This is a genomic window from Hydrogenophaga sp. FW305-3-2-15-A-LB1 (assembly GCF_058787875.1).
Map to the genome: position 1 here is coordinate 24,976 of NZ_JBYTAE010000049.1, position 19,880 is coordinate 44,855.

A 19,880-nucleotide genomic window follows, 5' to 3' on the forward strand; every position below is an offset into this window, starting at 1 on the left:
CCATCATAGTCAGGCGCTGGTGTCGGCGCGCCCGAACAGGCGGTGCACCTGGGCGCGGATCCACTGGTGCGCCGGGTCCTGCGCGGTGCTGGCATGCCAGACCAGGCGCACCTCGTAGCTGGGCGCGGCCGCGCGCGGCAGTTCCCACACGCGCAGGTCGTGGCGCTGGCCGAGGTTGGCGGCGTACATCTGCGGCACGATGGTCAGCAGGTCGGTGTTGAGCGCCAGCTCGGGCAGGGCGCCGAAGTGCCGCGCGCGCAGCACGATGCGCTCAGAGAGCTTCATGCGCACCAGCATCTTTTCGACGCTGCCGTGGAAGGTGGCGGTGGGCGAGGCCACGACCAGCGAGGCCTCGGACAACTGGCGGGCGCTCAGCGTGCGCCCCGCCGGCCCCGAGGCGGGACGCCAGCTCGAGGAGGTCAGCGCCACGTAGTGCTCGCGAAACAACAGCTCGGCGCGCACGCCGCGGTGGCGCGGCTGCAGGATGCCGATGGCGAAGTCGATGTCGCGCGATTCGAGCGCGGCCGGCACGTCCTCCGCCGCCACCGACACATTGGTCACGTGCGCCTGCGGCGCCTGCTGGCGCAGGGCCGCCGCCAGCGGCGGCAGGAACATCATCTCGCCCAGGTCCGACAGCGAGAGGCGCCAGCGCATCTCGCTGCGCGCGGGGTCGAAGTCGTCGCGCACGCTCACCAGGGCTTCGAGCATCTGCAGCTGCGCCTGCACCTCGGGTGCCACGCGCTCGCACAGGCGCGTGGGCTGCAGGCCGCCGGGCGAGCGCACGAACAGGTCGTCCTTGAAGTAGTCGCGCAGGCGCGCCAGGGCGTTGCTGGTGGCGGGCTGGGAGAGCGCGAGCGCCTTGCCGGCCGCCGTCACCGAACCGGTGCGGTGGATCGCGCCGAGCACGCGCAGCAGGTTGAGATCGAGTTGGCGGAAGTTCATGGCGAGCCTCTCAGGGTTGGCCCTGATTATCCATGCCGTGAATACACCACATCAGATCAATCCATTTGTCAGATGGGGATGGGGCGCCTACATTGCCGGGCATAACGACAGGAGACCCACGGTTGGAACGTTCATTCCACAGCGAAATCGAGGCCCTCAAGCTGGGCCACGGCGAGACCTTCCACGGCGAAGGCATTCTGGCAGTGACCAAGGCACTGCTGCAGTCCGGCGTCACCTACGTCGGCGGCTACCAGGGTTCACCCATCTCCCATCTGCTCGATGTGATGGTGCAGGCCAAGCCCTACATGGACGAACTCGGCGTGCACGTCGAGGCCTGCACGAACGAGAGTTCGGCGGCCGCGATGCTGGCCGCGTCCATCATGTACCCGGTGCGCGGTGCGGTCACCTGGAAATCGGTGGTCGGTACCAACGTCGCGTCCGACGCGCTGTCCAACCTGGCCTCGCCGGGGGTGATGGGCGGCGCGCTGATCGTGGTGGGCGAGGACTACGGCGAAGGCGCCAGCGTGATCCAGGAGCGCACGCACGCCTTCGCGATGAAGTCCGCGCTCTGGCTCATGGACCCGCGCCCCAACCTGCCGACCATCGTGCGCATGGTCGAGAAGGGCTTCGAACTCTCCGAGGCCTCGAACACGCCGGTGATGATGGAGCTGCGCATCCGCGCCTGCCACGTGCAGGGCAGCTTCGTGGCCAGCGACAACATCGCGCCCGCCATCTCCAGCCGCCTGCTGCAACAGGAGGCGGCCTCGTTCAGCTACGACCGCCTCTCGCACCCGCCGTCCACCTTCCGCCATGAGAAGCACAAGTACGAAGTGCGCATGCCGGCGGCGCGCAAGTTCATCGAGGAAGCGGGCCTGAACGAGCACTTCGACGGGCGCCACGGCGAGGTGGGCCTGATCGTGCAGGGTGGGCTCTACAACACCACCATGCGCGCGCTGCAGCAGGCCGGCCTGGCCAATGGCACGGGCGAGAGCGACATTCCGATGCTGGTGCTCAACGTGGTGTACCCGCTGGTGCCCGAGCAGATCGCCGCCTTCTGCGCCGGCAAGCGCGCGGTGCTGGTGATCGAGGAGGGCCAGCCCGAGTTCATCGAGCAGGACATCGCCACGCAGCTGCGCCGCGCCGACCTGCAGACCCGCCTGCACGGCAAGGACCTGCTGCCCATGGGCGGCGAGTACACGGCCGAGATCCTGCTGAAAGGCCTCACGGCCTTCGTGGGCGAGCACCTGCCCACGCTGGACACCACCGCGGCGACCACCTTCAGCACCGAGCTGGCCGAGGTGCGCGAGCGCGCGCTGGCCGAACTCGGCGGCGGCGTGCCCGCGCGCCCACCCAATTTCTGCACCGGCTGCCCGGAGCGCCCGGTGTTCGCCGCGCTCAAGCTGGTCGAGCGCGAGGTGGGCAAGCTGCACATCTCCACCGACATCGGCTGCCATTCCTTCGCCACCTTCGAACCGTTCTCGTTCGGCAACTCCATCCTCGGCTACGGCATGAGCATGGCGTCCAGCGCGGCGGTGAAGAACTTCTCGGCCAAGCGGCCGATCGCCATCATGGGCGACGGCGGTTTCTGGCACAACGGCCTGCTCTCGGGCGTGAGCTCGACCCTGCTCAACCAGGGCGACGGCGTGCTGGTGATCATGAAGAACGGCTACACCTCGGCCACCGGCACGCAGGAGACCATGTCCACGCCGGCCTCCGAAGCCAAGCGCGTGGCCGAAGGCTCCAGCGCCACGGCCGACGAGATGACGATCGAGAACACGCTGCAGGGCATGGGCGTGAAGTGGGTCAAGACGGTGCACAACTACCGCGTCTCCAAGGTGCGCGATGTCTTGAAGGAGGCGGTGAATTCGCCGTTCAAGGGCCTCAAGGTGGTGATCGCCGAAGGCGAGTGCCAGCTCGAACGCCAGCGCCGCCTCAAGCCGATCCGCGCGCGCCGCCTCAAGGAAGGCCTGCGCAGCGTGCGCACGCGCTACGGTGTGGACGAGGACACCTGCACCGGCGACCACTCCTGCATCCGCCTCTCGGGCTGCCCCACGCTCACCGTCAAACCCACGAACGATCCGCTGCGGCGCGAACCCGTGGCGCACGTCACCAACGGCTGCGTGGGCTGCGGCCTGTGCGGCGAGGTGGCCGACGCCGCCGTGTTGTGCCCCTCGTTCCACAAGATCGAGATCGTCACGCACCCCAGCTGGTGGGACCGCCTCACCGACCGCTTCAACCGCTTCTTCATCGGCCTGCTGCAGCCGGCCTGAGCCATGACCCCACAAGACAACTCCTACGGCATCCTGATCGCCGCGCTCGGCGGCGAAGGCGGCGGTGTGCTGGCCGACTGGCTGGTGCAGTGCGCGCGCCGCCACGGCCTGCCGGTGCAGGCCACCTCGGTGCCCGGCGTGGCGCAGCGCACCGGCGCCACCAGCTACTACATCGAGCTGCTGCGCGAACCCGTGAGCGGGTCGGCCCATCCCGTGTTCGGCCTCACACCGGTGGCCGGCCGCGTGGACGTGCTGGTGGCCAGCGAGCTGCTGGAGGCCGCTCGCATGGTCGAGCGCGGCTTCGTGACCGGCCGCACCACGCTGATCGCGTCCACGCACCGCGTCTACACCACGGTGGAGAAGATGCACATGGCCGACGGCCGGCAGGACCCGCAGCGCCTGGCCGATGCCGCGCGCGCGCTGGCGCGCCATGCGGTGCTGTTCGACATGGAAGCCGTGACCGTGAAGACTGGCACCGTGGTCTCCGCCGTGATGTTCGGCGCGCTCGCCGGCGCCGGTGTGCTGCCCTGGCCGCGCAGCGTGTGCGAGGACGTGATCCGCGAATCCGGCAAGGGCGTGCAGGCCAGCCTGGCCGGTTTTTCCGCCGCGTTCGACGAGGCCGCGCAACCTTCTACCCCCGCCACCGAGGTGTCGAAGGACGCGCTGCAGGTCCTGGCCGATGCCCAGCTGCCGTCTGTGTTGCAGGGCGAGTGGATGGTGCGCCTGCAGACCTGGCCGCCCGCCGTGCAGTTGCTCGCCGCGCACGGCGCGCTGCGCTGCCGCGACTACCAGAACGACCGCTACGCCCAGACCTTCTTCGACCATGTGCAAGGCCTGGTGGACGCGACGCCACCTGCCGCCAGCGAGGCCCTGGAAGAGGCGGTGCGCCACCTCGCGCTGTGGATGTGCTTCGAGGACGTGATCCGCGTCGCCGACCTCAAGACGCGGCGCAGCCGCTACGCGCGCGTGGCGAGCGAAGCCCAGGCCAAGCCGGGCGACATCGTGCGCGTCACCGAGCACTTCAAGCCCGGTATCGATGAAGTGGCGGCGGTGCTGCCGCGCGCACTGGGGCAGTGGCTGGTGGCGCTGGCCACGAAGCGCGGCTGGATGGGCAAGGCCCATGTGGGCCTGCACATCCGCTCCACCAGCCTCTGGGGCTATCTCATGCTGCGCAGCCTGGCCTGGCTGCGCCCGCTGCGGCCGCGTTCGCTGCGCTACGCGCAGGAGCACGAAACGCTGGGCGTGTGGCTCGCCGCCATGCGCCAGGTGCTGCGGCAGTCGCCCGCGCTGGCGCTGGTGCTCGCGGGCCTGCCGCAGGTGCTCAAGGGCTATGGCGACACGCAGGTGCGCGGCCGCGAGAACTACGCGCGCCTGTGGGCCCTGCACGTGGCGCCGGTGCTCGGCGGCACCGCCGACGCCGAGCAGGTCGCCCCCCGTTTGCGCGAGGCCCTGCGGACCACGCTCGCCGATCCCGAAGGCAAGCTCAACCAGGCGCACCGCGCCGCGCCCGGCCCCAAGGCGCAGCCCGTGTTCTGGGCCGCGAAGGCCCCACCCCGGGAAACCACGGTCACCCCTCACGCATGAATGCCTGCACCATGCGACCTTTCTTGAAAAACCTCAACAACCAGGAGACAAAGATGAAGAACCCGATCCAGACTTCCTTGCGCGCTGTTGCCATGGCAACCCTTCTGCTGGGCGCGGCCATCGCGCAGGCGCAGGACAAGGCGGTCGAGCTGAAGTTCGCGCACTGGCTGCCGGCCTCGCACCCGCTGGCCAAGCTCGGTTTCGAGCCCTGGGCCAAGTCGGTGGAAGCGGCGTCCAAGGGCTCGATCAAGGTCGCCCTGTTCCCGGCGCAGCAGCTCGGCAAGGCCGCCGACCACTACGACATGGCGCGCGACGGCATCGCCGAGATGACCTGGGTGAACCCGGGTTACCAGGCCGGCCGTTTCCCCATGATCGCCGCCGGTGAACTGCCCTTCCTGATCGGCAAGCCCGGCCCCGGCTCGGCCGCGCTGGACCAGTGGTACCGCTCCTACGCCGCCACCGAAATGAAGGACGTGAAGTTCTGCTTCGCGCACGTGCACATCGGCACCTTCCACGCCAAGAAGCCGATCACCGAACCCGGCCAGTTGAAGGGCATGAAGATCCGCTCGGCCAACGGCACCGTGGCCCAGACCATGACGCTGCTGGGCGCGACCAACGTGCAGGTCTCGGCCCCCGAGTCGCGCGACGCGCTCGACAAGGGCGTGGCCGATGCCATCACCTTCCCCTGGAACTCCATCGTGTCCTTCGGCATCGACAAGGCCGTCAAGTTCCACAGCGACATGCGCTTCTACGCCTCCGACTTCGTGTGGGTGCTCAACAAGCCCTGGTACGACAAGCTGGCGGCCGGCCAGAAGAAGGTCATCGACGACCACTGCAACAACGAATGGGCCGGCAAGGTCGGCGGCGCCTGGGGCGATGAGGAAGACTCGGGCCAGGCCAAGCTGGAGAAGACGCCGGGCCACACCATCGTGAAAATCTCGCCCGCGCAGCTCGACGTGTGGAAGAAGGCGGTGGATCCCGTGTACGCCCAGTGGGTGAAGGCCGCCGACGCCGCGGGAAACAAGGGCCAGGCCGCGCTGGATGACCTGCGCAAGGAACTGGCCAACCGCAAAGCCGGCAGCTGATGAAGCGCCTGTTCTCGGCCATCGAGACGGTGGCCGCGCTGTTCCTGCTGCTGATCGCGCTGCTGACGGCCGGCAACGTGCTGCTGCGCTACGCGTTCAGCATGCAGATCCCCGACTGGTTCGACGGCACGCAGATGCTGCAGGGCATCGCGATGTTCTGGGGCATCGCCCTGGCCACCTACTACGGCACCCACATCGGGGTCGACATTGTGTGGGAGCACCTGAGCCCCAAGGGCCAGCGCCGCATGGACCTGCTGGCCACCGCCCTGAGCGCCGCCTTCCTCGTGCCCCTGGCATGGATGGTGTGGGTCAAGGTGGGTGGCACCGGCAGCCAGGGCACCATGGACCTGCGGCTGCCGCTGCAGTGGTTCTACAGCGTGGCGGCCGTGGGCGCCAGCGTGGCGGGGGTGCTGGCGCTGGTGCGCCTGGTGCACCTGTGGCAGGGCCGCGCGGCCAGCCCCGAGCCGGTGGACGACGACGTGCCAGGAGCGGCCCATGGATCGTGATCTGGTGGCCCTGCTGGGCTTCGTGGGCATGTTCGCCCTCATGGCCGTGCGCGTGCCGATCGGCGTCGCCATGGGCATCGCCGGCGTGGGCGGTTTCGCGCTGCTCTCGGGCACCACGCCCGCGCTGAACCTGTTGGCCAACGTGCCGCTGTCGGTGCTCACCGACTACAACCTCATCGTGATCCCGATGTTCATCCTGATGGGGGCTTTCGCCTCGCATTCGGGCATGAGCACCGAGCTGTTCAAGGCGGGGCGGGCCTGGCTGGGCCATCGGCGCGGCGGCCTGGCGCTGGCATCCATCGCGGCCTGCGGCGGCTTCTCGGCCATCAACGGGTCGTCGGTCGCCACCGCGGCCACCATGACGCAGGTGGCCCTGCCCGAGATGCGCCGCGCGGGTTACCACCCGGGCTTCTCGGCCGGGCTGATCGCGGCCGGTGGCACGCTGGGCATCATGATCCCGCCCTCGGTGATCATGGTGCTCTACGGCATCATGACCGAGACCGACATCACCAAGCTGTTCGCGGCCGGCATCATCCCCGGCTTCATGGCGATCGGGTTCTACAGCGTGGTGGTGGCCATCGTGGCGCGCCTGCGGCCCGACACCATGCCCCGCGGCGAACGCCTGGGCTGGGGCGAGCGCTTCGCCTCGCTGCGCCCGCTCTGGGCGGTGGTGGTGCTGTTCGTGTTCGTGCTGGGTGGCATCTACGGTGGCATCTTCACCGTGCAGGAAGCGGCCGGCGTGGGCGCGATCGGCACGCTGGCCATCGGCATGCTGCGCGGGCGCCTGGGCTGGAAACAGATCAAGGCCGCCCTCATCGGTGCGCTGCGCGTGTCCTCGGCCATCATGATGATCGTGGTCGGCGCCTACCTGTTCGGCTACTTCCTCACCATCACCCAGTTCACGCAGAACGCGGTGGAGTTCCTGGTGCACCTGCCGGTGGGGCCGTATGGCGTGCTCGCGCTCATCATGGTGGGCTACCTGATCCTCGGCGCGGTGATGGACGAGCTCGCGATGATCCTGCTGACCGTGCCCATCGTGTTCCCCGCGATGATGCAGCTGGGTTTCGACCCGGTGTGGTTCGGCGTGATCGTGGTGATGGCGGTGACCTTCGGCATGATCTGCCCGCCCGTGGGCATGAACGTGTTCGTGATCAACTCCATCGCGCGCGACGTGCCGCTGGGCGCGATCTACAAGGGCACCATGCCCTTCATCGCGGTGGACGTGGTGCGCCTGCTGATCCTGTGCGCGTTCCCGGCCCTGTCGCTGTGGCTGCCAGGGTTCATTGAATAGCGGCATGGCGCCCGCGTGGCGCTATGCTGCCGTTCATGAACACCCCTTTCCTCGAAACCCTTGAAGCGGTGAGCGGCGGCGACGCCGCCGCCCAGCCCGCCGCCTCCATCATCGTGCTGCACGGCCTGGGCGCCGACGGCAACGACTTCGTGCCGATCGCGCGCGAGCTCGACCTGCGCGCGCTCGGCCCGGTGCGCTTCGTGTTCCCCAGCGCCCCGGTGCTGCCGGTCACGCTCAACGGCGGTTACCGCATGCGCGCCTGGTACGACATCCACCCGCCCAGTGCGAACCCGGCCGTGCCGCGCCTCGAAGACGAGGCCGGCCTGCGCGCCGCGCAAGGCCTGGTGCAGGGCCTGATCGACCGCGAGGTCACGCGTGGCGTGCCGGCCCACCGCATCGTGCTCATGGGTTTCTCGCAAGGCTGCGCGATGACGCTCATGACCGGCCTGCGCGCGCCGCAGCGCCTGGCCGGGCTGGCGGGGCTCTCAGGCTACCTGCCGATCGCCGAAACCACCGCCGCCGAGCGCGGTGAGGCCAACCGCGACACACCCATCTTCCTCGCGCACGGCGAAGACGACCCCATGGTCACCATCGACCGAGCCATCGCTTCGCGCGACGAGCTGCAGCGCCTGGGGTATGCGGTGGAATGGCACAGCTACCCGATGGAACACACCGTGAGCACGCAGGAGGTGGACGACCTCAACGTGTGGTTGTTGAAGGTCCTGGCCGACGCATGAGCGTGCCGGCCAGGCGCGCCATGTCGCGCCCGTAGAGGATCAGCGCCAGCGCCAGGCCGATCACCGGCATCGCGACGAACACCCAGCCGGTGAGCCGCTCGCCGCCCAGCCACACGCCCACGCACAGCGCCACCACGGGGTTCACGAAGGAGTAGCTGCCCGCCAGCGCCGCCGTGGTGTTCTTCAGCAGCCAGAGGTAGGCGTTGAGCGTGACCATGGTGCCCATGACCACCAGGTACAGCCAGGCCAGCACCGAGGCCAGCGACACCTGTTGCCAGGCCACGGTGCGCGCGCCCGGCTCCCACAGCGCGGCCACCACCAGCCCGAGCAGGCCGCCCAGCAGCCACTGCGCGGCCGAGGCCATGGCCGGTGGTGGCAGGGCCATGCGGCGCGAGGCGTAGGAACCGAGGCTCCAGGCCAAGGGCGCGCCGAAGGCGCACAGCGAGCCCATCAACGTGGTCGAAAAATCGCCCTCCAGCGCCAGCAGCAGCGCGCCGCTGGCGCCCAGCGCGAGGCCGATCCAGCTGGTGAGGGGCACGCGCTCGCCGCCCCAGCGCGTCCACAGCGCGAGCCACATCGGCATGGTGGTCACCACGGTGGCCATCAGGCCCGAGCCGATGCCGGCCTTCTGCGCCAGCACCACCAGCGCCATGGCCGCGAAAGCCATCAGGCCGCCGATGAGGGCGCTCGCGCGCCACTGCGCCGCCGTCGGCCAGGCCTGGCCCTGCCAGCGCGCGATGCCGAGCATCAACACACCCGCGAGCACGAAGCGCGCGCCGTTCATGAGCACGGGCGGCAGGGACTGCATGGCCACGTCGAGCGCGAAGTAGGTCGTGCCCCAGACCAGGTAGACGATCAGCAGGGCGCCACCCAGGCGCAGGGTCTGGCGGTCCAGGCGATTCAGGTTGAAAATGGCAGGCATCGCGAGTTGATTGGCGGAAATTATTCGGCATATCGCTTCATGACTGTATTTTGATCACAATATCGGCCGTATGCAAGCAAATATCAATATCGACGACACGGACGCCAGAATTCTTACGGTTCTGAGCGCCGACAGCCGGCGTTCCTACGCCGAGGTGGCGGCCGAGGTGGGCCTGTCCACGGCCGCCGTGCACGAGCGCGTGAAGAAGATGGCCGAGCGCGGTGTGATCGAACGCTTCGCCTTGCGCGTGGACCCGGACCGCGTGGGCTTGCGCTTCACCGCCTTCGTGGCGATCCGCAACGACGGCGGCGCGCACTGCCGCGACGTGGCGCCGCGCCTGCGCGAGCTGCCCGAGGTGCTGGAGCTGCACAGCGTGGCCGGCGAACACGACTTCCTGGCCAAGATCCGCACCACCCACGCGCGCGCGCTGGAAGAGGTGCTCTACAAGATCAAGGCCATTCCCGGCGTGGCGCGCACCACCAGCACCGTGGTGCTCAACACCGAGTTCGAAGACCGCCCGCTGCAGCTGCCCGCCGACCGCGAGGCCTGAGGCGGCTCAGGGTGTCTCGCGCAGCCAGTAGCCGGGCCGCGCGTAGACCTTCTTGAGGTGGTCGATGAAGAAGCGCACCTTGGCCGGCAGGTGCCGCTGCTGTGGGTAGACGGCCAGGATGTCGTAGGCGGGCAGGGCGAATTCGTCGAGCACCGTGACCAGCTCGCCGCGCTGCAGCTGCGCCTGGATCTCCCAGGTGGAGCGCCAGCCCAGGCCCATGCCCTCGCTGACCCAGCGGTGCAGCAGCTCGCCGTCGTTGCAGTCCAGGTTGCCTTCCACGCGCACCGTCACCGTGCGATCGCCCTGCTGGAAGTACCAGCCGCGCTGCTGGCCGCCCTGCAGGTTGAAGGCCAGGCAGTTGTGTTCCTTCAGGTCGTCCAGCGTGCGCGGCTTGCCGTGCTTGCGGAAGTAGGCTGGCGTGCCGCAGACCACGCGCTGGTTGGTGGCCAGGTGCACGGCGACGAAGTTGGGGTCGATCGCGCCGCCGATGCGCAGGCCCAGGTCGTAGCCCTCGCGCACCAGGTCCACCACGCGGTCGGTGAGGTTGAACGAGAGCTTGACCTCGGGGTTGGCCTTGAGGAAGGCGCTGGCGTGCGGCGCCACGTGCAGGCGCCCGAAGGCCGCCGGGGCCGACACCACCAGGTGGCCGCTGGCGCGGTGCTTCTGCGCCGACACCGTGGCCTCGGCGGCCGACCACTGCGCCAGCAGCGTGCGGCACTCGTCCAGAAAACCCGCGCCCTGCTCGGTGAGCGCCAGGCGCCGGGTGGAGCGGTGGATCAGCTGCGTGCCCAGGCGGCGCTCCAGCGCGTCGATGCGCCGGCCCATCATCACCGGCGTGATGCCCGCGTGCAGCGCGGCGGCGGCCAGGCTGCCGTGCTCCATCGCCATCACGAAGGCCTCGATTTCCTTGAAGCGGTCCATGGCGGCATGTTAACGCCGTTGGCGGCTCATTGCATACCTGGAGTATCGAATCAGCGTACCGCCGCTGCCATTCCCAAGAGGAAGGGTTCTCCCTAGCATCGAACCCAGTCCCTCAACCCAGGTAAGGAATCGCATCATGGCCCGAATGACCGCGGCGCAAGCCGCCATCTGTGTGCTGGAGAAGGAAGGCATCTCGCAGGCCTTCGGTGTGCCCGGCGCCGCCATCAACCCGTTCTACGCCGCCATGCGCCAGCGCGGCAGCATCAGCCACATCCTGGCGCGGCACGTGGAAGCCGCCTCGCACATGGCCGAGGGCTACACCCGGGCGCGCGCCGGCAACATCGGTCTGTGCATCGGCACCAGCGGCCCGGCCGGCACCGACATGATCACCGGCCTGTACTCGGCGCAGGCCGACAGCATCCCCATCCTCTGCGTCACCGGCCAGGCGCCGCGCGCCCGGCTGTACAAGGAAGACTTCCAGGCGGTGGACATCGAGAGCATCGCCAAGCCGGTCACCAAGTGGGCCGTGACGGTGCGCGAGCCCGCGCTGGTGCCGCGCGTGTTCCAGCAGGCCTTCCACCTCATGCGCTCGGGCCGCCCGGGGCCGGTGCTGATCGACCTGCCGTTCGACGTGCAGATGGCCGAGATCGAATTCGACCCCGACACCTACGAGCCCCTGCCGGTCTACAAGCCCGCCGCGAACCGCCGGCAGATCGAGAAGGCGCTGGACATGCTGGCCGCGTCCACCAAGCCGCTCATCGTGGCCGGCGGCGGCATCATCAACGCCGACGCGGCCGACCTGCTGGTGGAGTTCGCCGAGCTCACCGGCGTGCCGGTGATCCCCACCCTCATGGGCTGGGGCACGATCCCCGACGACCACCCGCTCATGGCCGGCATGGTGGGCCTGCAGACCAGCCACCGCTACGGCAACGCCACCATGCTCGCGAGCGACTTCGTGCTCGGCATCGGCAACCGCTGGGCCAACCGCCACACCGGCTCGGTGGAGACCTACACCAAGGGCCGGAAGTTCGTGCATGTGGACATCGAGCCCACGCAGATCGGCCGCGTGTTCGATCCCGACTACGGCATCGTGTCCGACGCCAAGGCCGCGCTGCAGCTGTTCGTGGACGTGGCGCGCGAGCGCAAGGCCGCCGGCCGCTGGCCGAGTTACGCCAACTGGGCCGGCCGCTGCGCCGAGCGCAAGCGCCTCATGCTGCGCCAGACGCACTTCGAGCAGATCCCGATGAAGCCGCACCGCGTCTACGAAGAGATGAACCAGGTGTTCGGCCGCGACACGGTGTACGTGAGCACCATCGGCCTGTCGCAGATCGCGGGCGCGCAGTTCCTGCACGTCTACGGCCCGCGCCAGTGGATCAACTGCGGCCAGGCCGGCCCGCTGGGCTGGACCATGCCGGCCGCGCTGGGCGTGGTGGCGTCCGACCCGACGAAGAACGTGGTCGCGCTCTCGGGCGACTACGACTTCCAGTTCCTGATCGAGGAACTCGCGGTGGGCGCGCAGTTCCGCCTGCCGTACGTGCACGTGCTGGTGAACAACTCCTACCTCGGCCTGATCCGCCAGAGCCAGCGCGGCTTCGACATGGACTACTGCGTGCAACTGGCCTTCGACAACCAGAACCTGGACGAGGGCGCGGGCGAGTTGCGCGGCTACGGGGTGGACCACGTCGCCGTGGTCGAGGGCCTGGGCTGCAAGGCCCTGCGCGTGACCGACCCCGAGAAGCTGCAGGGCGCCTTGCGCGAAGCGCAGCAACTCGCCGCGTTGCACCGCGTGCCGGTGGTGGTGGAATGCATACTGGAACGCGTCACCAACATCGCCATGGGCACCGAGATCGACAAGATCAACGAATTCGAGGCCATCGACTGCCGCGCCCCGCAGGGCCTGGAGACGGTGGGCCTGCTGGACTGAACCCGAGAACAGAGACAAGGACACCTTCCCATGCCGACCTTCGCCGCCAACCTCTCCATGCTCTGGAACGAGCTGCCCTTTCTTGACCGCTTCGCCGCCGCCGCGCGCGCGGGCTTCAAGTCGGTGGAGTTCCTGTTCCCCTACGACTTCCAGCCCGACGAGATCAGGCAGCGCCTGACCGAGCACCAGCTGCAGCTGGTGCTGCACAACATGCCGGCGGGCGACTGGGCCGCCGGTGAACGCGGCAAGGCCTGCTGGCCCGGCCACGAGGACGAGTTCCGCGCCAACGTGGCGCGCGCCCTGCAGTACGCCACCGCGCTGGGTGCGCCGAACCTGCACTGCCTGGCCGGCATTCCGCCCAAGGGCACGGGCACCGCACAGGCGCAGGCCACGCTGGTGAGCAACCTGCGCTTCGCCGCCGAGGCCGCGAAGCAACACGGGGTGCGCCTGCTGCTCGAGCCCATCAACCATTTCGACATCCCCGGCTTCTTCGTGAACCGGCCGCGCCAGGCGATCGCCTTGATGGACGAGGTCGGCTCGGACAACCTCTTCCTGCAGTACGACATCTACCACGCGCAGCGCATGGAGGGCGAGCTCACCAACACCATCAAGGACCTGCTGCCGCGCATCGCCCACATGCAGCTGGCCGACACGCCCGGCCGCCACGAGCCGGGCACCGGCGAAATCAACTACCGCTACCTGTTCGACGCCATCGACGACCTGGGCTACACCGGCCAGATCGGCTGCGAATACAAGCCGCGCGACCCCGGCCCCGGTGGCACGGACAAAGGCCTCTCGTGGGTGGCCGCGCACGGCCAGACGCTCGAACTGCAAGGAGAACCGGCATGACCAAGGACGGACTCAAGGTCGGCTTCGTCGGCCTGGGCATCATGGGCGCGCCCATGGCCCTCAACCTGCTCAAGGCCGGGCATGCGCTGTTCGTGGCCAGCCGCGGCAAGATCCCGGCGGCCTTCGCGGAAGCCGGCGCCACCGTGTGCACCAACGCCACCGAGGTGGCGCGGCGCGCCGACATCGTGATCACCATGGTGCCCGACACACCGCACGTGGACGACGTGCTGTTCGGCGAGACCGGCGTGGCCAAGGGCCTGAAAGACAGCGCGACCGGCCCGGACGGCCGGGTGGGCAAGCTGGTGATCGACATGAGCTCCATCAGCCCCATGGCGACCAAGGCCTTCGCGCAGAAGATCAACGCCCTGGGCTGCGATTACCTGGACGCCCCGGTCAGCGGCGGCGAGGTGGGCGCCAAGGCCGCGAGCCTGACCATCATGGTGGGCGGCCCACAGGCCGCGTTCGACCGCGCCCAGCCGCTGTTCGCTGCCATGGGCAGGAACATCACCCTGGTGGGCGGCAACGGCGACGGCCAGACCACCAAGGTGGCCAACCAGATCATCGTGGCGCTCAACATCGAGGCCGTGGCCGAGGCCCTGCTGTTCGCCAGCAAGGCCGGCGCCGACCCGGCCAAGGTGCGCCAGGCGCTCATGGGCGGCTTCGCGGCCAGCCGCATCCTGGAGGTGCATGGCGAGCGCATGGTCAAGCGCACCTTCAACCCGGGTTTTCGCATCGAGCTGCACCAGAAGGACCTGAACCTCGCGCTGCAGGGCGCGAAGGAACTGGGCCTGAGCCTGCCGCACACCGCGAGCGCGGCCCAGCTCATGCAAAGCTGCGCCGCCCACGGCATGGCCGGGCTGGACCACTCGGCCCTGTGCCGCAGCCTGGAGCTGATGGCGAAGCACGAGATCGCCCCCGAACCGGCGGCCTGAGCTCAGGCGTCCGAGGCGGCGCCGGGGTCGATCAATTCGACCGAGCGCAGCACATGGCGCCACTCGGGGTGGTCGGGGGAGGCCGCCCAGTGGCGCATCGCGTCGAGGAACAGCGCGATGAAGCTGCGCGCCGCGGGCGAGGGTGTTTCCTGCGCGCGGCGCACCACGCCCACCAGGTGGGAGCGGAAGCGCTCGCGCAAGGGCAGGGCCACCAGGCGGTCGCGCAGGCTGGCGGTTTCCACCAGCGGCCAGGGGCAGAAACTGAGCATGTCGGTCTGCTGCACCAGCGTGAGCATGAGCGAGGCCGAGTGCGCCAGGTGGATGCGCTGGCGCGGCGGCTCGATACCGTGCTGCCCGAACAGGTTGTCCAGGATCATCGCGCGCTCGATCGGCGCGAAGTTGAGGATCCAGTCGTCGTCGAGCAGCTCGGCCAGCGAGCGCGCGGCGCTGCGCGGGTGGCCCAGGCGCGCCACCACCGTCATGTCGTAGCTGAACAGGGGCATGGCCTGTAGGCCCTGCATCGCGTCGTCGGGGGCGATGCGCCCGATCATGAGGTCCAGGCTGCCTTCGCGCAGCTTGGGGTAGGCCAGGGCGGACAGGCCGTCGAAGAACTCGAGCTGCACGTGCGGCAGGGCCGCCCGGAAGGCCGGCACCACGCGCGCGAGCAGCGTCTGCGCGACCCAGGGCGTCACACCCACCGACAGCCGCTGCGTGGCGCCCGAGTCGCGGTGGCGCGCCAGCGCCTCCTCGGCCTCGCGCAGCTGGGCCGTCACGCGCTGGGCGTGGACCAGCAGATCCTGGCCCGCCGGCGTGAGGGCGATGCCGTGGCCGTGCCGCGTGAGCAGCGCGATCTCGGCGTGCGTCTCCAGCTCGCGCAGCCCCTGCGTCACCGTGGCCTGGCTCAGCCCCAGCGAGCGCGCCGCCGCGCGGATGCTGCCTTCGGCGGCCACCGTCGCGAGGTAGCGGAGCTGGTGCACTTTCATATGACGGCATTATGTCCACGACAGGCAGCGGCGAGCGTCGAGCAGTTTGACCTGTCTACCCCGCGCGGGGGGCGGTTCATAGACTCGCCGGCATGAACTTCTGCATCGACAACGCTGCCGCCATTCACCAAGTGCTGCCCGCCGTGCGCGAGACCGCCGCCGAGATGGTGGCCCTGCGGCACCAGATCCACGCCCACCCCGAACTCGCCTACGAAGAGTTCGCCACCAGCGACCTCGTGGCCGCCCGCCTGGCCGAGTGGGGCTACGAGGTGCACCGGGGCCTGGCCGGCACCGGTGTGGTGGGCACGCTGCGCCGGGGGCAGGGCACGCGCCGCCTGGGCATCCGCGCCGACATGGACGCGCTGCCCATCCAGGAAACCACGGGCCTGCCTTACGCGAGCACCGTGGCCGGCAAGATGCACGCCTGCGGCCACGACGGCCACACCGCCATCCTGCTCGCCGCCGCGCGCTGCCTGGCGCAGGAAGGGGGCTTCGACGGCACGCTGAACCTGATCTTCCAGCCCGCCGAAGAAGGCCTGGGCGGCGCCCGCCGCATGGTCGAAGAAGGCCTGTTCGAGCGTTTCCCGTGCGACGCGGTGTACGCGCTGCACAACATGCCGGGCTTTCCTGTCGGCCAGTTCGGTTTCAAGGAAGGGCCGTTCATGGCCTCGTCCGATTCGGTCATGGTGACGGTGCAGGGCCAGGGCGGGCACGGTTCCTCGCCGCACCTCGCGGCCGACCCGGTGGTGGCCGCCGCCCACATCATCGTGGCGCTGCAGACCATCGTCTCGCGCAACGTGGACCCGCGCGAGATGGCGGTGATCTCCGTGGGGGCGATCCACGGCGGCGACGCGCCCAACGTTATCCCCGGCAGCGTGCAGATGCGCCTGACGGTGCGCGCCTACCGCCCCGAGATCCGCGCCATGCTGCGCGAGCGCATCACCGCGCTCGTGCAGGCGCAGGCCGCCACGCTGGGCGTGCGCGCCGAGGTGGACTACCACTGGCGCTATCCCGCGCTGGTCAACCACGTGGAGAGCACGCGCTTCGCGCGCGAGGTCGCGCGCGACTGGCTGGGCGACGAGGGCCTGCTGCCCGAGCTGCAGCCGCTCACCGGCAGCGAAGACTTCTCGTTCATGCTGGAGCACTGCCCGGGCAGCTACCTCATCGTCGGCAACGGCGTGGGCGAGCACCACGGCAGCGGCGGCTGCATGGTGCACAACCCCGGTTACGACTTCAACGACGCCATGCTGCCCATCGCCGCGAGCTACTGGGTGCAGCTGGCGCGCCGTTTCCTGGCGCCCGCGAGCTGAGCGGCGCCGCATCTCCTGTCCCGCAACCCACGAAGGCACCGCCACCATGTCCCACCCGCTCCTCTCGTTCTCCCGGCGCGCGGCCATCGCCGCCCTCGGTGCCACCGCCCTCGTCGCTGTGGCTTCCCCGGCCCTGGCCCAGGGCGCTTACCCCACCAAGCCGATCCGCATCGTGGTGGGTTACGCGCCGGGTGGTTCGGTGGACATGGCCGCGCGCGTGGTCGCCGACGTGCTCACCGCCAAGCTCGGCACCACGGTGGTGGTGGAGAACGTCTCGGGCGCGGCCGGCATCGTCGCGGCGCAGCGCGTGGTGTCCAGCGCTGCCGACGGCTACACCCTGCTGGCCGGTTCGAGCAACGAGATGGCCGCCACCGGCCTGGTGAACCCGGCGCAGAAGTACGACCCGATCAAGGACCTCACGCCCATCGGCCTCATCGCCACGGCGCCCGTGCTGCTGGTGGCCGGATCCGGGATGCCGGTGAAGAACCTCGACGAGTTCATCGCGCTGGTCAAGCGCAACCCCGGCAAGTACAGCTACGGCAGCTCGGGCGTGGGCTCGACGCTGCACTTCGCGGGCGAACTCGTGAAGCAGCGCGCCGGCCTGTTCATCACGCACATTCCCTACCGCGGCACCAGCGCGCTCACCAGCGATCTGGCCGGCGGCACGCTGGACTTCGCCATCGTCTCGCCCACCGCCGCCGCTCCCTTCCTTCAGGGTGGGCGCATCACCGCGCTGGGCATCACCTCGGCGCAGCGCTTTCCTGCCTTGCCGCAGGTGCCCGCGCTGGGTGAGCACCCGCAGCTCAAGGGCTACGACCTGGTCGGCTGGTTCGCGCTCGCCGCGCCGCGCGGACTGCCGCCGGAGATCGCGCAGCGCCTCTCGGCCGCGCTCAAGGCGGGGCTGGCGGAGCCGGGTTTCCGCCAGCGCCTGGAGGCGGGCGGCGCCATTCCGCCGGCCGGCAACGAAGACCTGGCGCAGATCATGCGCGCCGACCTCCAGAAGTACGCGGGCTTGGTGAAATTCGCGAACATGCGCGAGTGAGTCGGGGGTGGGTTTCGGGTGTTACCAGTCTGTAACCCGATGTACCCTGGGGTCGCTAGACTTCCCCCTCATGAACGAGCCGACTACCCCACCCAGTCTGAACGACCCCCGCGCCCTGCTGCGCCACCTGTACGACGTGGCGGTGCAGCGCGCGCTGCCTTTGCACAACACGGCCGCGAGCCTGCCGAAACCGCCCAAAGGCCGCACCCTGGTGCTGGGCGCGGGCAAGGCCGGCGGGGCCATGGCGCAGGCGGTGGAAGCCCTGTGGCCGGCCGACGCGCCGCTCTCGGGCCTGGTCGTCACGCGCTACCACCACACGCCGCCCCGGCCTGAAGGCCTGCCGCGGCGCATCGAGGTGGTGGAGGCTTCCCACCCCGTGCCCGACGCGGCCGGGCTCGACGCCGCGCAGCGCATCCTGAAACTCGCCGATGGCCTCACGGCCGACGACCTGGTGCTGTGCCTGATCTCCGGCGGCGGCTCGGCCCTGCTCACGCTGCCCTGCGAAGGCCTCACGCTGGAAGACAAGCAGCGCATCAACCGCCAGTTGCTGGAGAGCGGCGCGCACATCGGCGAAATGAACACCGTGCGCAAGCACCTCTCGGCCATCAAGGGCGGGCGCCTGGCGGCGGCCTGCGCGCCCGCGCGCGTGGTCACGCTCACCATCAGCGACGTGCCGGGCGACGACGTGAGCGTGATCGCCAGCGGCCCCACCGTGGCCGATGCCTCCACCTGCGCCGAGGCGCTGGACATCCTGCGCCGCTACGGCATCGACGTGCCGCCGGCGGTGCGCGCGCAGCTGGAGAGCGGCGCGCTCGAAACCCCCAAACCCGGCGACGCCCGCCTGCAGGGCCACGCGGTGGAACTCATCGCCACCCCGCAGCAAAGCCTGGAGGCCGCCGCCGAGGCGGCGCGGGCCCTGGGCCTGAACGTGGTGATCCTCAGCGACGAGATCGAAGGCGAGTCGCGCGAGGTGGGCAAGGTGCACGGCGCGATGGCGCGCTCCACCGCGCTGGGCCGCAGCAGCTTCCAGACGCCCTGTGTGATCCTGAGCGGCGGCGAAACCACCGTCACGGTGCGCCCACGCGCGCCCGGCCAGGCCAAGGGCCGGGGCGGGCGGGCCGGCGAGTTCTGCCTGGGCCTGGCGCAGGCCCTGGGCGGACAGGCCGGCGTGTGGGCCCTGGCGGCCGATACCGACGGCATCGACGGGGTAGAGGACAATGCGGGTGCGCTGGTGACGCCCGACACCCTGGCCCGAGCCAGCGAAAAGGGCCTCAAGCTCACCGACCACCTGGCCCGCAACGACGCCTACGGCTTCTTCGAGCCGATCGGCGACCTGGTGATCACCGGGCCCACGCACACCAACGTGAACGACTTCCGGGCCGTGCTGGTGGTGTGACACCGGCGCGTTCCGCCCGGCGGTGAACCCCGCCGGCGGAGCCCCCACAACCCGCTTGATGTCGATCGCGCCCGCGAGGGCGCCCTAGGAAAGTCTTTTGCGCAGCCATTTCAACCGTTCCGCCCTGGTGCGTCAGCTCGCCGGGTGGTTGCCCGTGTCGGCGGATGTGCCGCGCCAGGACATGGCCGAGCGCCTGGGCGAGTGGTTGAACGTGGCCGACGCCATCGCCCTGCATTCGGCCCACCAGACCCTGCCCTCGGTCACGGCCCGGCGCGCCGCCGTCAAGAACAACGCCGCCGATGCGCAGGCCGAGCTGCAGCGCCTGCGCGCCACGCTCAGCCAGTCCATCACAACGCCACCCCAACCGCCGGTGGACGCCAGCGACGCCGAATTCGCCCCCCACCACCAGCGCTGCCTCGACCAGCAGCGCCGCATGGAGATGGGCATCGACGCGCTGCGCGGCCACCTGCGCCAGACCCTGGCCGCCACCTCGCCCCGGCTGGCACAGCTCGCCGCGCTGGACGCCACGCTGGACCAGATGCTGGGCGGGCGCGAGCAGCGACTGCTCGCCGGCCTGCCGGCCTTCCTCAAGGCGCGGTTCGAACACCAGCGCCAGACCCACCCCGACACCTGGCC

Annotated in this window: 18 protein-coding genes; 14 read left to right on the plus strand and 4 right to left on the minus strand. The window is 69.8% G+C overall.

What is annotated here, in order from left to right:
* Positions 1–9: 9 nt before the first annotated feature.
* Positions 10–942 (minus strand): LysR family transcriptional regulator, encoded by a 933-nt coding sequence (locus AC3WPZ_RS16045; RefSeq protein WP_382323517.1) that lies wholly within the window; start codon positions 940–942, stop codon positions 10–12.
* A 122-nt stretch (positions 943–1,064) separates the two neighbouring features.
* Here AC3WPZ_RS16045 and AC3WPZ_RS16050 point away from each other — a divergent pair, with 122 nt between their 5' ends.
* From AC3WPZ_RS16050 to AC3WPZ_RS16075, 6 genes are read left to right on the plus strand one after another with little or no spacing between them, the layout of a single operon-like run.
* On the plus strand, positions 1,065–3,212 hold the full coding sequence (locus AC3WPZ_RS16050) for a thiamine pyrophosphate-dependent enzyme (protein WP_444688334.1): 2,148 nt from the start codon (positions 1,065–1,067) through the stop codon (positions 3,210–3,212).
* Positions 3,213–3,215: 3 nt separating this feature from the next.
* The gene (locus AC3WPZ_RS16055) at positions 3,216–4,796 is read left to right on the plus strand and encodes an indolepyruvate oxidoreductase subunit beta family protein (protein ID WP_492440522.1); all 1,581 of its coding nucleotides are present in this window, start codon (positions 3,216–3,218) and stop codon (positions 4,794–4,796) included.
* Between the two features lie 53 nt (positions 4,797–4,849).
* Complete coding sequence (locus AC3WPZ_RS16060; protein WP_382160680.1) at positions 4,850–5,881, plus strand: TRAP transporter substrate-binding protein; 1,032 nt, start codon at positions 4,850–4,852, stop codon at positions 5,879–5,881.
* Positions 5,881–6,387, plus strand: coding sequence for a TRAP transporter small permease (locus AC3WPZ_RS16065; protein WP_492433132.1), 507 nt, complete (start codon positions 5,881–5,883; stop codon positions 6,385–6,387). The genes AC3WPZ_RS16060 and AC3WPZ_RS16065 overlap by 1 nt, the downstream gene beginning before the upstream one ends.
* On the plus strand, positions 6,377–7,678 hold the full coding sequence (locus AC3WPZ_RS16070) for a TRAP transporter large permease (protein ID WP_382323521.1): 1,302 nt from the start codon (positions 6,377–6,379) through the stop codon (positions 7,676–7,678). Before AC3WPZ_RS16065 ends, AC3WPZ_RS16070 begins: the two co-directional genes overlap by 11 nt.
* A 35-nt stretch (positions 7,679–7,713) precedes the next feature.
* A complete protein-coding gene (locus AC3WPZ_RS16075) occupies positions 7,714–8,415 on the plus strand; it encodes an alpha/beta hydrolase (RefSeq protein WP_382323522.1) in 702 nt (233 codons plus the stop codon).
* Here AC3WPZ_RS16075 and AC3WPZ_RS16080 read toward each other — a convergent pair.
* Positions 8,378–9,337 (minus strand): EamA family transporter, encoded by a 960-nt coding sequence (locus AC3WPZ_RS16080; RefSeq protein WP_492440524.1) that lies wholly within the window; start codon positions 9,335–9,337, stop codon positions 8,378–8,380. The genes AC3WPZ_RS16075 and AC3WPZ_RS16080 overlap by 38 nt on opposite strands.
* Positions 9,338–9,407: 70 nt before the next feature.
* Here AC3WPZ_RS16080 and AC3WPZ_RS16085 point away from each other — a divergent pair, with 70 nt between their 5' ends.
* The gene (locus AC3WPZ_RS16085; RefSeq protein WP_382160664.1) at positions 9,408–9,887 is read left to right on the plus strand and encodes an Lrp/AsnC family transcriptional regulator; all 480 of its coding nucleotides are present in this window, start codon (positions 9,408–9,410) and stop codon (positions 9,885–9,887) included.
* A 6-nt stretch (positions 9,888–9,893) separates the two neighbouring features.
* Here the strand turns inward: AC3WPZ_RS16085 and AC3WPZ_RS16090 are convergent, their stop codons facing one another.
* Positions 9,894–10,808 (minus strand): LysR family transcriptional regulator, encoded by a 915-nt coding sequence (locus AC3WPZ_RS16090; RefSeq protein ID WP_382160660.1) that lies wholly within the window; start codon positions 10,806–10,808, stop codon positions 9,894–9,896.
* A gap of 136 nt (positions 10,809–10,944) precedes the next feature.
* On the opposite strand from AC3WPZ_RS16090, the gene gcl reads away from it, so the two are divergent.
* Genes gcl through AC3WPZ_RS16105 form a run of 3 tightly spaced genes read left to right on the plus strand, consistent with a single transcriptional unit; the run spans position 10,945 to position 14,513 of the window.
* Entirely contained in the window at positions 10,945–12,732 is a 1,788-nt protein-coding gene (gcl, locus tag AC3WPZ_RS16095) for a glyoxylate carboligase (RefSeq protein ID WP_382323524.1), read from the plus strand.
* Between the two features lie 30 nt (positions 12,733–12,762).
* Positions 12,763–13,581 carry a hydroxypyruvate isomerase gene (hyi, locus tag AC3WPZ_RS16100; RefSeq protein ID WP_492440527.1) on the plus strand — a complete coding sequence of 273 codons (819 nt, stop codon included), beginning with the start codon at positions 12,763–12,765 and terminating at the stop codon, positions 13,579–13,581.
* On the plus strand, positions 13,578–14,513 hold the full coding sequence (locus AC3WPZ_RS16105; protein WP_492440529.1) for a 2-hydroxy-3-oxopropionate reductase: 936 nt from the start codon (positions 13,578–13,580) through the stop codon (positions 14,511–14,513). Before hyi ends, AC3WPZ_RS16105 begins: the two co-directional genes overlap by 4 nt.
* Before the next feature lie 2 nt (positions 14,514–14,515).
* Here the strand turns inward: AC3WPZ_RS16105 and AC3WPZ_RS16110 are convergent, their stop codons facing one another.
* On the minus strand, positions 14,516–15,496 hold the full coding sequence (locus AC3WPZ_RS16110; RefSeq protein ID WP_492440531.1) for a LysR family transcriptional regulator: 981 nt from the start codon (positions 15,494–15,496) through the stop codon (positions 14,516–14,518).
* Positions 15,497–15,588: 92 nt separating this feature from the next.
* Here AC3WPZ_RS16110 and AC3WPZ_RS16115 point away from each other — a divergent pair, with 92 nt between their 5' ends.
* From AC3WPZ_RS16115 to AC3WPZ_RS16130, 4 genes are all read left to right on the plus strand, one after another.
* A complete protein-coding gene (locus AC3WPZ_RS16115; protein WP_382323527.1) occupies positions 15,589–16,806 on the plus strand; it encodes a M20 aminoacylase family protein in 1,218 nt (405 codons plus the stop codon).
* Between the two features lie 46 nt (positions 16,807–16,852).
* A complete protein-coding gene (locus AC3WPZ_RS16120) occupies positions 16,853–17,848 on the plus strand; it encodes a Bug family tripartite tricarboxylate transporter substrate binding protein (RefSeq protein WP_492440534.1) in 996 nt (331 codons plus the stop codon).
* A 70-nt stretch (positions 17,849–17,918) separates the two neighbouring features.
* Positions 17,919–19,244: a glycerate kinase type-2 family protein gene (locus AC3WPZ_RS16125; protein WP_492440536.1), complete on the plus strand. Its 1,326-nt coding sequence runs from the start codon at positions 17,919–17,921 to the stop codon at positions 19,242–19,244.
* A gap of 97 nt (positions 19,245–19,341) precedes the next feature.
* A partial coding sequence (locus AC3WPZ_RS16130; protein ID WP_492440538.1) for a DUF3348 family protein occupies positions 19,342–19,880 on the plus strand: 539 nt, incomplete at its 3' end.

What these genes read in the sequence shown, in the direction of transcription:
- AC3WPZ_RS16055 (WP_492440522.1), top strand. Translation starts at nt 3,216, where the DNA reads ATGACCCCACAAGACAACTCCTACGGCATCCTGATCGCCGCGCTCGGC.
- AC3WPZ_RS16105 (WP_492440529.1), top strand. Translation starts at nt 13,578, where the DNA reads ATGACCAAGGACGGACTCAAGGTCGGCTTCGTCGGCCTGGGCATCATG.
- gcl (WP_382323524.1), top strand. Translation starts at nt 10,945, where the DNA reads ATGGCCCGAATGACCGCGGCGCAAGCCGCCATCTGTGTGCTGGAGAAG.
- AC3WPZ_RS16065 (WP_492433132.1), top strand. Translation starts at nt 5,881, where the DNA reads ATGAAGCGCCTGTTCTCGGCCATCGAGACGGTGGCCGCGCTGTTCCTG.
- AC3WPZ_RS16120 (WP_492440534.1), top strand. Translation starts at nt 16,853, where the DNA reads ATGTCCCACCCGCTCCTCTCGTTCTCCCGGCGCGCGGCCATCGCCGCC.
- AC3WPZ_RS16085 (WP_382160664.1), top strand. Translation starts at nt 9,408, where the DNA reads ATGCAAGCAAATATCAATATCGACGACACGGACGCCAGAATTCTTACG.
- AC3WPZ_RS16060 (WP_382160680.1), top strand. Translation starts at nt 4,850, where the DNA reads ATGAAGAACCCGATCCAGACTTCCTTGCGCGCTGTTGCCATGGCAACC.
- AC3WPZ_RS16110 (WP_492440531.1), bottom strand. Translation starts at nt 15,496, where the DNA reads ATGAAAGTGCACCAGCTCCGCTACCTCGCGACGGTGGCCGCCGAAGGC.
- AC3WPZ_RS16070 (WP_382323521.1), top strand. Translation starts at nt 6,377, where the DNA reads ATGGATCGTGATCTGGTGGCCCTGCTGGGCTTCGTGGGCATGTTCGCC.
- AC3WPZ_RS16045 (WP_382323517.1), bottom strand. Translation starts at nt 942, where the DNA reads ATGAACTTCCGCCAACTCGATCTCAACCTGCTGCGCGTGCTCGGCGCG.
- AC3WPZ_RS16080 (WP_492440524.1), bottom strand. Translation starts at nt 9,337, where the DNA reads ATGCCTGCCATTTTCAACCTGAATCGCCTGGACCGCCAGACCCTGCGC.
- AC3WPZ_RS16115 (WP_382323527.1), top strand. Translation starts at nt 15,589, where the DNA reads ATGAACTTCTGCATCGACAACGCTGCCGCCATTCACCAAGTGCTGCCC.
- AC3WPZ_RS16125 (WP_492440536.1), top strand. Translation starts at nt 17,919, where the DNA reads ATGAACGAGCCGACTACCCCACCCAGTCTGAACGACCCCCGCGCCCTG.
- AC3WPZ_RS16090 (WP_382160660.1), bottom strand. Translation starts at nt 10,808, where the DNA reads ATGGACCGCTTCAAGGAAATCGAGGCCTTCGTGATGGCGATGGAGCAC.
- AC3WPZ_RS16075 (WP_382323522.1), top strand. Translation starts at nt 7,714, where the DNA reads ATGAACACCCCTTTCCTCGAAACCCTTGAAGCGGTGAGCGGCGGCGAC.
- hyi (WP_492440527.1), top strand. Translation starts at nt 12,763, where the DNA reads ATGCCGACCTTCGCCGCCAACCTCTCCATGCTCTGGAACGAGCTGCCC.